Raw genomic sequence first — 11,924 nt, forward strand, 5'->3', positions numbered from 1 at the left:
TTGCTGCGAGAGCGTATGCCGTGTCGATTGACGACGACACTGGACACATCCGACAAAAAATAAGACGATCACGCCGTTGCTTGACCACTTTCCCATATAAGAACAACAGATTATGTCTATTCAACAAAACGTGCCGTTGCGGCGCGTCAGCATCCTCGCGATCGACGGGATCTTCGCCTCCACACTGACCCAGGCCAAGGACTTCTTCCATCTGGCCAGCCTGCGCTACGGCAAACAGCTGGGCCAGGGCCTCAAAGCCGCGTTTGAAACCCGCCTCGTCAGCCCCGACGGGCAACAGGTGCGCAGCTTCAGTGAAGTCGTGTTGCCCGTGGACGGCGCGCTCGAAAACGCCGACATCATCATCCTCCCCGCCTTCGTCGACAATTTCGACACCTTGCGCGCTCGCTACCCGCAGATTTTGCCGTGGCTTCGGGAGCAACATGCCCGGGGCGCCGTGCTGTGCGGTGAAGCCAGCGGTGTGTTTTGGCTGGCTGAATCTGGCCTGCTGGATGGCAAGGAGGCCACCACCTACTGGCGTTTCTTCAATGAGTTCGCCGAGCGTTTCCCGAACGTCCTGCTCAATCAGGAAAAGCACCTGACCGACGCCGACAACCTGTATTGCGCAGGCGGCACGATTTCGGCGTGCGATCTGTACATCTATCTGATCGAGCGCTTCTGCGGCGCCAACGTGGCACAGACCGTGGCCCGCGATATTCTGTACGAAGTGCAGCGCAGCTACTCACCGGGTCGGATGGGGTTTGGCGGGCAGAAGCTGCACCAGGACGTGATCATCCTGCAAATCCAGCACTGGCTCGAAGAGCATTTTGCCGACAAATTCCGTTTCGAAGACGTGGCGCGGGAACACGGCATGAGCATTCGCAACTTCATGCGCCGCTTCCAGACCGCTACCGGCGACAAGCCGCTGCACTACCTGCAACGCCTGCGCATCGAAACAGCGAAAGGCTTGCTGTCGGGCTCGCGCAAAAGCATCAAAACCATCAGCTATGAAGTCGGCTACGACGACGCGAGCTTCTTCGCACGGCTGTTCCGGCAACATACCGAGCTGTCGCCGAATCAGTATCGGCAGCAGTTCCAGCAGGCGGCCTGAAAGCAGCCGCAAGCTGCGAGCTTCAAGCTGCAAGAGGGATCAGCAGTGGGTTCGCCGAATCTGTCCGGCCAATCGACGGTAGCGTCCGAAAATCGCTACCGTCGGCATGACAGACGATTACAGAAGAATCACCGCGCCCTCTTGCAGCTTGCAGCTCAAAACTCGCCGCTGCTCCTAAGGCTTGTGCGCGCGAGACAAAAACTCGTGGGACTGCATTTCCAGCAACCGGCTCAGCGTGCGCTGGAATTCGAAATTCAGGCGCCCGCCGGTGTACAGGTCTTTCAGCTCGACTTCGGCCGAAATGATCAACTTGACGTTGCGGTCGTAGAACTCGTCGACCATGTTGATGAAGCGGCGAGCGATGTCATCGGTGGCGACGCTCATCTGCTCCACACCACTGAGCAGCACGGCATGGAAGATCTTGCCGAGTTCGATGTAGTCGTTCTGGCTACGCGGGCCGTCGCACAGCTCACGGAAATCGAACCAGGCCACGTCATCGCAGGTGCGCAACGCTTTGATCTGGCGGTTTTCGATGATCAACACATCGTTTTCAATGGCCTTGGTGCATTCCGGGGTCAGCGCGCGGAAGCTTTTGCGCATGCTGTCCTGGGCCGCTTCGTTCAACGGGAAGTGAAACAGCTCGGCCTGCTCCAGGTGACGCAGACGATAGTCCACGCCGCTGTCGACGTTGACGATGTCGGTGTTCTGCTTGATCAGCGCGATGGCAGGCAGGAAACGCGCACGTTGCAGACCGTCCTTATAAAGACCGTCCGGCACGATGTTCGAGGTGGCCACCAGCGTTACGCCGTTCTTGAACAGTTCTTCCATTAGCGTGCCGAGGATCATGGCGTCGGTGATGTCGGAGACGAAGAATTCGTCGAAGCAGATGACCCGAGCCTCGCCCGCGAACTGCTTGGCGATCAGCGTCAGCGGGTTCTTCTCGCCCTTGAGGTTCTTCATTTCTTCGTGCACACGCTTCATGAAGCGGTGGAAGTGCGTGCGCATCTTGTCTTGAAACGGCAGCGCTTCGAAGAAGGTGTCGACCAGGTACGTCTTGCCACGGCCTACGCCGCCCCAGAAATACAGGCCCTTGATCACCGTGACTTCTTTCTTGCCGAACAGCTTGCCGAACAGGCCAGGCTTGTTTTCATGTGCTGCGACCAGATCGTCGTACAGACGCTGCAGATGGCGCACAGCGTTTTCCTGAGCGGCATCGTGGAAGAATTCAGGTTTCTTGAGGTCGTTCTGGTAGCTTTCTAGGGGCGTCATGGTCTTTAGCTAGGGAGCAAAAACGGGCCGCCACTGTAGCGATGGCCCGCTGTAATGGCAATTAATCCTGTTGTGGCGTCAGGGCCAGTTTCAGGCTCTCGACCGCAGCGTCGCGGGAAGTGGCGTCAGCAAAGGTCGGACTGTCGGCGACACATGCCCCTTCCAGCCACACCGTGAAGCCGTTGCCTTCTGTCAGAATGTCCAGCGCGCCGCCTTGTTGCAGCTGTTTGGTCACCGCGCCCGCAGCCTTGCCGTCTGCAAAATTGCGCGACAGCAGCAGTTGCTCACCATCGGCGGCCAACAGGCGGAAACGGAAGCTGCCGTCGTCTTCACGGAAACTGACGAAGCGTGCGCCCTTGCTGGCTTTCTTCTTGGTCGCGGCAACGGTTTGCGTGGTCTCGCGGAAGGAACGCAAGCCCACCGCTTCGCGCAGTTCGCCCAGGAACGGCGTAGCAATACGACGAGCCTTCTGTGCACCGGCCAACAGAATGTCTTCCAGATCCGCCGGGCGTTCAATCAGACGATGGTAGTTCTCACGGGCCTCGCCCAGCTCGCTGTCGAGCAACTGGAACAGACGCTGCTTGGCGTCGCCCCAGCCCAGACCTTGCAGCAGGTCGGCACGGAATTCTTCGCTCTGGGCCTTGCTGGCGAACGCCTGGTACAAGGTGAACAGGTGCGAGTTGTCCGGGTCCTTGGCTTCGCCTGGCAGGCGCGAGTCGGTGACGATGCGCGAGATCGCGTCCTTCATCTCCTTCGCGTTGCTGAACAGCGGAATGGTGTTGTCGTAGCTCTTCGACATCTTGCGACCGTCGAGGCCTGGCAGTGTCGCCACGCTTTCCTCGATCAGCGCTTCCGGCATGACGAAGAACTCTTTGCCCTGGCCGAACAGGTGGTTGAAACGCTGGCCGATGTCGCGGGCCATTTCAACGTGCTGAATCTGGTCGCGCCCCACAGGCACTTGATGCGCGTTGAACATCAGGATGTCGGCCGCCATCAGCACCGGGTAGCTGAACAGGCCCATGGTGATGCCCGCATCCGGGTCTTCACCGGCTTCGACGTTCTTGTCCACCGACGCCTTGTAAGCATGGGCGCGGTTGAGCAGGCCTTTACCCGCCACGCAGGTCAGCAGCCAGGTCAGTTCCGGGATTTCCGGGATGTCGGACTGGCGATAGAAGGTCACGCGATCGACATCCAGACCGGCCGCCAGCCAGGTCGCGGCGATTTCCAGGCGCGAGCGCTGGATGCGCAGCGGGTCATCACATTTGATCAGGGCGTGGTAGTCGGCCAGAAAATAGAACGAATCAGCGTCGCTCTGGCGGCTGGCGACAATGGCCGGGCGAATGGCTCCGGCGTAGTTGCCCAAGTGGGGCGTACCGGTGGTGGTGATTCCGGTCAAGATACGAGTGGTCATGGCGGGTCGCTTATTCTGGGTGCAGCAATCAGTTCGAAAGGCGCGGCAGGACCAGATCCTTGAGGTCGGTCAGCTTGCCGTGGAAAAAGTGTCCGCATTCTGCCACTTTCAGCAGCTCATGGGGGCGCGAGAGTGCGTCAGACCAGGCATATACGAGTTGTGGGTCAACCACTTCGTCGGTTTCCGGCTGAATCAGGGTCAGTGGCCCTTTTTGCGGGAGGGCGCTCGGGTCGGCAATGCGCATGACAGCAGGCGCAACCATGAACAGGTGATTCAAGGTTTCACCCTTGGCTTCGAGACGCCCGCCGAGGGTGGCCGCGACGAAACCGCCGAAGGAAAACCCGAACAGCGTCATGGGCAGGTCCGGATGTTTTTCGCGAAACCAGGTGGCAGCGGCTTCAGCATCATCGACTTCGCCCTGCCCCATGTCCGAACTGCCAGCGCTGGCGCCAACACCCCGATAATTGAAACGCAAGGTAATGTATCCCGCGTCGCGGGCGGTACGTTGCAGAGTCGAGATGACTTTGTTGAGCATCGTGCCGCCCTGAACCGGGTTAGGATGGCAGATCAGCGCCAGGCCCTTGGCCCCTTCCAGATCAAGGTACAGGGCTTCGAGTTGGCCCACCGGGCCGTCGATGAATACAGGGGTTTCACGCATGAGCAAGAATGAACTCCGTGACCTTCAATTGGGTCGACTCGTCTAGCTGATTGTCTGTGGCTGGCATGTCGGCGACGCGTCGCCGCTATACAGCGCAGGTTCGAGCCGTTAACGTAAAGCAAAGCCGTTTATAGAGGAAGGACTCGTGGATTACTCGCTCTTAGTTTGGTTGCTGCCGACTATCGCCCTGATCGTTGGTGTCGCCATCGGTTTCTTCGTGGCGCGTGCGCTGCCCAATGCCGCGCCTAACAGCACTCAGCGCCAGCTGGATGACGTTCAGGAGCGTTTCGACACGTATCAGAACGAGGTGGTCACCCACTTCAACAGCACGGCTAACCTGGTGCAAAAGCTGTCCCAGAGCTATCAGGATGTTCAGGAACATTTGGCCGAAGGCGCGAACCGTCTGGCCACCGACGACATCACCCGTCAACGCCTGCTCGCTGCGCTGCACCCGGATGCACTGCAAGCGCCTCGCGACCGCCTGACACCGCCGCGCACTGCCGCAGAGCCTCCACGTGACTACGCGCCAAAAGCGCCGAACACGCCGGGCATGCTGGACGAGCATTACGGTCTGAAAAAGTAAGCGAGTCTGCAATCACGAGCCCGCCCCTGAGGTGAACAGGGGCGGGCTTTTTTGTGGGCTTTCGGAAATGCCTTACGCATTTACCGGACCCGGCCGGTTCCGACGTTTCGCAATAACCCCTAAGCTCGCCCCCGTTTTTCGGGAGGGCTCATGGACATCATCAAAACAGTCGCGGCATGCGTCGCGCTGACAGGTTGCGTTTCAGCAGATTGCGTCAGGGATTGCTACATCACAGAGCAACGGGAGTATGAGACGAAGTGGGAACAGCTGTGCGAGAAGCACACGTTTGATCAGCGGTGTGAGGGGCGCTCGCCTTCGCGGTTGGCGTTGTGAACGCGACCATTCACTTTTGACTCTGGCCGAAGGCCGTAGGAGCAAGCTTGCTCGCGATCTGGCGCGCAGCGGCAGCAAAATCTGCTGGCTCAATGTTCCTGAAACACCGCATCGACCGGATTGACGACTGCTTCGCAGCCGATCGCAGGCAAGCCAGCTCCCACGGCCTCTGGCCAGAATCAAAAGCTGATCGCCTCAGGCCATCGATATAAGCCATCTGCATAATCCGATTCTTTGCCAGCTCAGGCCTCCGGCCAGAAGCGGGTCCGTGAACGCCACGCAAACAAAAAACCCGCCATCGCTGGCGGGTCTTTTGTGAATCAAACAGCGCTTAGATCGCGCCGCGTGCTCGCAGCAGGTCCAGCACTTGCTTGACGCTGTCTTCGACATTGAGCGTTTGGGTGTCGATCACCAGATCGGCATCCAGCGGCACGTCGTACGGGAAGGACTCACCCGGGATGTTGTCCTTGTCCGCCGCATACAGCCCTTGAGGGTCGCGCTCTCGGCATACTTGAGGCGAGGCCTGGACGTAAACCGTGATCAGGCGGTCATCGCCGATCAGTGCCTTGGCGTTCGAACGACCCGCTGCATCCGGCGCAACGAACGCCGCCAGCGTCAGCAGGCCCGCTTCGTTGAACTGGCGCGCCACGTGGGCGGCACGACGCCAGTTCTCGGTGCGACCGGCGCGGTCCTGCGGCAGACCTTTATTCAGGTCGTGACGCAGGTTCTGGCCATCAAGGACGAACACCGCACGGCCCATGTCGAACAACTTGCGCTCCACGGCGTAGGCCAGCGTGCTCTTGCCAGCACCCGACAGGCCGCTGAACAACACGGTGGCAGGTTTCTGGCCGAAACGCTGGGCGCGTTCTTCGACCGAGACGTGAGCCAGCGCGCCGTGATGACTGCCATGACCGGCAGTGCCTGGCTTGGCAATGATCATGCCTGCCGCGACGGTGCCATTGGTCAAACGGTCGATGACAATGAACGCGCCGGTGGTGCGGTTGCTGTCGTAGCCGTCCAGCGCGATGGGCGCGTCGAGGCTGATCTTCACGCGGCCGATTTCGTTCAGCTGCAGCGCGCTGGCAGGGCCCTCTTCCAGCGTGTTCACATCGACCCGGTGGGTGATGCTGGCAATCGAACCCGGCACGTAGGACGTGGCGCGCTTGATGTCGTATTTCTTGCCCGGCAGCATCGGCTCTTCGGCCATCCACACCAGCATGGCGTCGAAGGCGTCAGCCACTTGCGGAACGTTGTCGGCGTGCACCAACAGGTCGCCCCGGGAGATGTCGATTTCGTCTTCCATGGTCAGGGTCACGGCCTGACCCGGGCCTGCGTGCTCCAGTTCACCTTCGAAGGTGACGATGGATTTCACGCGGCTGGTCTTGCCCGACGGCAGCACGACAATGTCGTCGCCTTTGCGCACGATGCCGCTGGCCAGCGTACCGGCGAAGCCACGGAAGTTCAGGTTCGGGCGGTTGACGTACTGCACCGGGAAGCGCAGATCGTCGAGGTTGCGGTCGCCCGCGATCTCGACCGTTTCGAGGATTTCCATCAGCGACTTGCCGGTGTACCACGGCGAGCGGTCGCTCTTGTTCACGACGTTGTCGCCCTTGAGCGCCGACATCGGAACGAATTCCATGGTGGTCGGCTTGAGCGCGATACGGTCGGCAAACTTCAGGTAATCGGCCTTGATCTGCTCGAAGATCGTTTCGTCGAAGCCATTGAGGTCCATCTTGTTGATGGCAACCACGATGTGCTTGATGCCCAGCAACGATGCAATGTAGCTGTGGCGGCGGGTCTGGGTCTGCACGCCATAACGGGCGTCGACCAGGATGATCGCCAGGTCACAGGTGGACGCACCGGTGGCCATGTTGCGGGTGTACTGCTCATGGCCGGGAGTGTCGGCAATGATGAACTTGCGCTTCGACGTCGAGAAGTAGCGATACGCAACGTCGATGGTGATGCCCTGCTCACGCTCGGCTTGCAGACCGTCCACCAGCAGCGCCAGGTCGACGTCATCGCCGGTGGTGCCGGACTTCTTGGAATCACGGGTGATGGCTTCCAGGTGATCTTCGTAGATCATCTTGGAGTCGTGCAGCAGACGGCCGATCAGCGTGCTCTTGCCGTCGTCGACGTTGCCACAGGTCAGGAAGCGCAGCATCTCTTTACGTTCGTGCTGGCCCAGGTAGGCGAGGATGTCCTCGCTGATCAAATCAGATTGATGCGACATGACAACCCCTTAGAAATAACCTTGACGTTTTTTATCTTCCATCGAGCCCGCACCATCGTGGTCGATGACTCGGCCTTGGCGCTCGGAAGTTCGCGTCAGGAGCATTTCCTGAATGATGTCCGTCAGGGTCTCGGCTTCCGACTCGACAGCGCCCGTCAACGGGTAGCAGCCCAGGGTGCGGAAACGCACTTTCTTTTTGACGATGCGCGCTTTTTCCTCGTCGGTGAGGTGCTCAAGGATGCGGTCGTCGTCGATCATGATCAGGGTGCCGTTCTTCTCGATGACTTCACGCTCGGCTGCGAAGTACAGCGGGACGATCGGGATGCCTTCCAGATAGATGTACTGCCAGATGTCCAGCTCGGTCCAGTTGGAGAGCGGGAACACGCGGATCGATTCGCCTTTGTTGACGTTGCCGTTGTAGACGTTCCACAGCTCGGGGCGCTGGTTTTTCGGGTCCCAGCGGTGCTTGCTGTCGCGGAAGGAATACACGCGCTCCTTGGCGCGGGATTTTTCTTCGTCGCGGCGGGCGCCACCGAAGGCGGCGTCGAAGCCGTGCTTGTCCAGCGCCTGTTTCAGGCCTTGGGTTTTCATGATGTCGGTGTGCTTGGAGCTGCCGTGGGTGAACGGGTTGATGTCCTGCGCCACGCCTTCCGGGTTGATGTGGGTGATGAGCTCAAGGCCCATCTCCTCGACCATCTTGTCGCGGAAGCGGTACATTTCCTGGAATTTCCACCGCGTGTCGACGTGCATCACCGGGAACGGCAGCTTGCCCGGAAAGAACGCCTTGCGCGCCAGGTGCAGCATCACGGCGGAGTCCTTGCCGATCGAGTACAGCATCACCGGGTTATCGAACTCGGCGGCGACCTCGCGGATGATGTGGATGCTTTCCGCCTCCAGCTGTTTCAGATGCGTCAGTTTGTCGACCATGGTTACTCACGGGATAACGTACTTGTGTGGAGAGCCTGCGGGCTCTGTCGAGCGAGGCACTTTATCATGAGGCCCGATTCTAATCAGCGACCCCTATAGATCGAAACGGTCTAACCATATAGCTCGGGATTCGGTTGATTCATCAGATTGGATTCGGGCAATCGACGAACAAATGCTCCAACGCGAAACGCCGCGCCAGGTAATCACCCAAGGCCTGCACGCCATAACGCTCGGTGGCGTGGTGCCCTGCAGCGATGAAGCTGATGTCGTTTTCCCGCGCGCTGTGGAAAGTCTGCTCTGAGGCCTCACCGCTCAAGTACAGATCGACACCCGCCAGAACGGCCTGATCGATATAGCCCTGCCCGCCTCCCGTGCACCAACCGACGCGCCGAATCATTTCGCTGCCTTCTATAAGGAGGGGTTCCCGGCCCAGCGCACTTTGCACGCGGTGGGCAAAATCCCGTGGGGTCATGGGCTCGGACAGCGAACCTACCAACCCGACGATGCGGGGATTGTCCGGATCCAGCGGCCCCTCGACCGTAATGTCCAGCTGCCGCGCCAATTGCACGTTATTGCCCACCTCGGCATGCAAATCCAGCGGCAGGTGATAGGCCAGCAAGCTGAGGTCGTGCTTGAGCAGGGTCTTGAGGCGCCGTTGCTTCATGCCGGTGATGCACGGGTTTTCGCCTTTCCAGAAATAACCGTGATGCACCAGTACCAGGTCGGCATTCGCCTCGACCGCAGCATCAAGCAGTGCCTGGCTGGCCGTCACACCGGAGACGATTCGGGTGACCTGTGGGCGCCCCTCGACCTGCAGACCGTTGGGGCAATAATCCTGAACCCGGGCGCTGCCCAGATAGCGGTCGGCCTCCTCGACGAGAGTGCTCAGAGAAACAGCCATAAAAGTCTCCTAAATTTGCAGTTCAGACCGTCCCGGTCCTCGTATAATGCCCGCCATTATGGCGCAGGTAAGCTGCGTATCTACCCTCAGGACCTTGCTCAATGTTCAAAGCGCTGCGTTTTCTCGGCTGGCCATTGCTCGCTGGTGTGCTTATCGCTTTATTGATTATCCAGCGCTACCCCCAGTGGGTCGGCCTGCCCAGTCAGGACGTCAACCTGCAACAGGCGCCACAGACCGCGTTCATTCAACAGGGCCCGGTGTCCTACGCCGACGCCGTAAGCAGCGCGGCCCCGGCCGTGGCCAACCTGTACACGACCAAGATGGTCAACAACAAACCGAATCATCCGCTGTTCGAAGACCCTCAGTTCCGCCGCTTCTTCGGCGATAACCTGCCCAAGCAGCGCCGAATGGAGTCGAGTCTGGGGTCGGCGGTGATCATGAGCCCCGAGGGCTATCTGCTGACCAACAACCACGTGACTTCTGGCGCTGACCAGATTGTCGTGGCGCTGAAGGACGGCAGGGAAACCATCGCTCGCGTGATAGGCAGCGACCCGGAAACTGACCTCGCGGTGCTGAAGATCGACCTGAAAAACCTGCCCTCCATTACCCTAGGCAGTTCCGACAGCATTCGTATCGGTGACGTCGCGCTGGCCATTGGTAACCCGTTCGGCGTCGGCCAGACCGTGACCATGGGCATCATCAGCGCCACGGGCCGTAATCAGTTGGGGCTTAACACCTACGAAGATTTCATTCAGACCGACGCGGCCATCAACCCCGGCAACTCCGGCGGCGCGCTGGTGGACGCCAACGGCAATCTGACCGGGATCAACACGGCGATATTCTCCAAGTCGGGCGGTTCGCAGGGGATTGGCTTCGCGATTCCGACCAAGCTGGCGCTGGAGGTCATGAAGTCGATCATCGAGCACGGCCAGGTGATTCGTGGCTGGTTGGGCATCGAAGTGCAGCCGCTGACTCAGGAACTGGCAGAGTCCTTCGGTTTGAAAGACCGTCCGGGCATCGTCGTCGCCGGGATTTTCCGCGACGGGCCTGCGCAGAAAGCCGGTCTGCAATTGGGCGACGTGATCTTGAGCATCAACGGCGAACCTGCGGGCGATGGTCGCAAGTCGATGAATCAGGTGGCGCGGACCAAGCCTTCCGAGAAGATTGCGATTCAGGTGATGCGTAACGGCAAGGAATTGAAGCTGATGGCTGAGGTAGGGTTGCGTCCGCCACAGACACCGCCGCCTGCGGCTGACGAGTGATCCCGGAGCATCGCCCGCCTGGTTGAATGGGCGGGCGGTGAACAAACCTGTGGGAGCGAATTCATTCGCGAGAGGCCGGCGCAGGCGACACATCTACTTCGCCTGAACCATCTTTCGCGAATAAATTCGCTCCCACAGTGGCCTGGTGCTCGGCCTCCAATTGCGGAACTCCGAAGGACTGGGCTGCTTAGAGATCGCCCAACGCATCAATCAGCGCCTGATGCTGCTCAGGCGTGCCGATTGAAATACGCAGGAACTGCGCGATACGTTCTTGCTTGAAGTGACGAACGATTACGCCCTGCTCACGCACCTTGGCCGCAAGGCCCGCCGCGTCGTGTTTCGGGTGACGGGCGAAGATGAAGTTCGCCGCCGATGGCAGTACTTCAAACCCTTTGCCTTCCAGCTGCCCAATCAGCTTCTCGCGACTGGCAATGACCAGATTGCAGGTCTCCTCGAAGTATTCCCGATCATCGAACGCAGCCGCCGCGCCAACGATAGCCATGCGATCCAGCGGGTAGGAATTGAAGCTGTTCTTCACCCGCTCCAGCGCTTCGATCAAGTCCGGATGCCCCACTGCCAGACCGACCCGCAGGCCCGCCAGCGAGCGGGATTTGGACAAGGTCTGGGTTACCAGCAGGTTCGGATAACGGTCCACCAGAGTGATGGCCGTTTCGCCGCCGAAGTCGATATACGCCTCATCGACGATCACCACCGAATCCGGGCTGGCTTTGAGGATGCCTTCGACAGCGTCCAGAGGCATCAAGCAGCCCGTCGGGGCGTTGGGGTTCGGGAAGATAATCCCGCCATTCGGACGGGCGTAGTCTTCGACGCGAATCTGGAACTGCTCGTCCAGTGGCACGGCCTCGTACTCGACGCCATACAGGCCGCAGTACACCGGGTAAAAGCTGTAGCTGATGTCCGGGAACAGCAGCGGCTTCTCTTGCAGAAAGAACGCGTGATACGCGTGGGCCAGCACCTCATCGGAGCCATTGCCGAGGAAGACGCGGTTCGTCTCGACGCCGTAATAACGGGCAACCGATTTCTTCAGCAGGTCGCTGTTCGGATCGGGATACAGACGCAGGTCGTCGTTGACTTCGGCACGCATCGCTTCAATCGCTTTGGGCGACGGGCCGTAGGGGTTTTCGTTGGTGTTCAGCTTCACCAGCTTGGTCAGCTTGGGTTGTTCGCCTGGCACGTAAGGCACGAGGTCGCGAACGAAAGGACTCCAGAACTTGCTCATGC

At 59.8% G+C, this 11,924-nt stretch carries 10 protein-coding genes; 3 read left to right on the forward strand and 7 right to left on the reverse strand.

Translation table 11 applies throughout. The annotated features are described in order from the left end of the window. Positions 1-211 precede the first annotated feature (211 nt). Positions 212-1,108, forward strand: a complete 897-nt coding sequence (locus tag ACWKWE_RS09430) for a GlxA family transcriptional regulator (protein WP_341964475.1) — start codon at positions 212-214, stop codon at positions 1,106-1,108. A gap of 174 nt (positions 1,109-1,282) precedes the next feature. Here ACWKWE_RS09430 and zapE read toward each other — a convergent pair whose 3' ends face one another. The 3 genes from zapE to ACWKWE_RS09445 form a co-directional block, all read right to left on the reverse strand. Continuing rightward, on the reverse strand, positions 1,283-2,377 hold the full coding sequence (zapE, locus tag ACWKWE_RS09435) for a cell division protein ZapE (protein WP_483850344.1): 1,095 nt from the start codon (positions 2,375-2,377) through the stop codon (positions 1,283-1,285). 61 nt (positions 2,378-2,438) lie between these two features. Beyond that, positions 2,439-3,788 carry a tryptophan--tRNA ligase gene (locus ACWKWE_RS09440; protein ID WP_483850345.1) on the reverse strand — a complete coding sequence of 450 codons (1,350 nt, stop codon included), beginning with the start codon at positions 3,786-3,788 and terminating at the stop codon, positions 2,439-2,441. A gap of 28 nt (positions 3,789-3,816) precedes the next feature. Further along, entirely contained in the window at positions 3,817-4,446 is a 630-nt protein-coding gene (locus tag ACWKWE_RS09445) for an alpha/beta hydrolase (protein ID WP_166596458.1), read from the reverse strand. Positions 4,447-4,591: 145 nt separating this feature from the next. Here ACWKWE_RS09445 and ACWKWE_RS09450 point away from each other — a divergent pair, with 145 nt between their 5' ends. Beyond that, entirely contained in the window at positions 4,592-5,029 is a 438-nt protein-coding gene (locus tag ACWKWE_RS09450) for a ZapG family protein (protein WP_166596457.1), read from the forward strand. 664 nt (positions 5,030-5,693) lie between these two features. Here the strand turns inward: ACWKWE_RS09450 and cysN are convergent. From cysN to ACWKWE_RS09465, 3 genes are all read right to left on the reverse strand, one after another. Further along, positions 5,694-7,592 carry a sulfate adenylyltransferase subunit CysN gene (gene cysN / locus ACWKWE_RS09455; protein WP_483850346.1) on the reverse strand — a complete coding sequence of 633 codons (1,899 nt, stop codon included), beginning with the start codon at positions 7,590-7,592 and terminating at the stop codon, positions 5,694-5,696. Between the two features lie 9 nt (positions 7,593-7,601). Further along, positions 7,602-8,519: a sulfate adenylyltransferase subunit CysD gene (gene cysD / locus ACWKWE_RS09460; protein WP_062384278.1), complete on the reverse strand. Its 918-nt coding sequence runs from the start codon at positions 8,517-8,519 to the stop codon at positions 7,602-7,604. A 142-nt stretch (positions 8,520-8,661) separates the two neighbouring features. After that, the gene (locus ACWKWE_RS09465) at positions 8,662-9,420 is read right to left on the reverse strand and encodes a Nif3-like dinuclear metal center hexameric protein (RefSeq protein WP_483850347.1); all 759 of its coding nucleotides are present in this window, start codon (positions 9,418-9,420) and stop codon (positions 8,662-8,664) included. Positions 9,421-9,521: 101 nt separating this feature from the next. Here ACWKWE_RS09465 and algW point away from each other — a divergent pair, with 101 nt between their 5' ends. Continuing rightward, positions 9,522-10,682, forward strand: coding sequence for a Do family serine endopeptidase AlgW (algW, locus tag ACWKWE_RS09470; protein ID WP_166596454.1), 1,161 nt, complete (start codon positions 9,522-9,524; stop codon positions 10,680-10,682). 187 nt (positions 10,683-10,869) lie between these two features. Here the strand turns inward: algW and hisC are convergent, their stop codons facing one another. Then, positions 10,870-11,922 (reverse strand): histidinol-phosphate transaminase, encoded by a 1,053-nt coding sequence (gene hisC / locus ACWKWE_RS09475; RefSeq protein ID WP_483850348.1) that lies wholly within the window; start codon positions 11,920-11,922, stop codon positions 10,870-10,872. Positions 11,923-11,924: the final 2 nt, after the last annotated feature.

The organism is Pseudomonas salicis, from assembly GCF_057128705.1.

Bases quoted from the DNA above. Each gene is read 5' to 3' on its own strand.
- cysD (WP_062384278.1), bottom strand. From the start codon at position 8,519: ATGGTCGACAAACTGACGCATCTGAAACAGCTGGAGGCGGAAAGCATC.
- cysN (WP_483850346.1), bottom strand. From the start codon at position 7,592: ATGTCGCATCAATCTGATTTGATCAGCGAGGACATCCTCGCCTACCTG.
- algW (WP_166596454.1), top strand. From the start codon at position 9,522: ATGTTCAAAGCGCTGCGTTTTCTCGGCTGGCCATTGCTCGCTGGTGTG.
- ACWKWE_RS09465 (WP_483850347.1), bottom strand. From the start codon at position 9,420: ATGGCTGTTTCTCTGAGCACTCTCGTCGAGGAGGCCGACCGCTATCTG.
- hisC (WP_483850348.1), bottom strand. From the start codon at position 11,922: ATGAGCAAGTTCTGGAGTCCTTTCGTTCGCGACCTCGTGCCTTACGTG.
- zapE (WP_483850344.1), bottom strand. From the start codon at position 2,377: ATGACGCCCCTAGAAAGCTACCAGAACGACCTCAAGAAACCTGAATTC.
- ACWKWE_RS09445 (WP_166596458.1), bottom strand. From the start codon at position 4,446: ATGCGTGAAACCCCTGTATTCATCGACGGCCCGGTGGGCCAACTCGAA.
- ACWKWE_RS09440 (WP_483850345.1), bottom strand. From the start codon at position 3,788: ATGACCACTCGTATCTTGACCGGAATCACCACCACCGGTACGCCCCAC.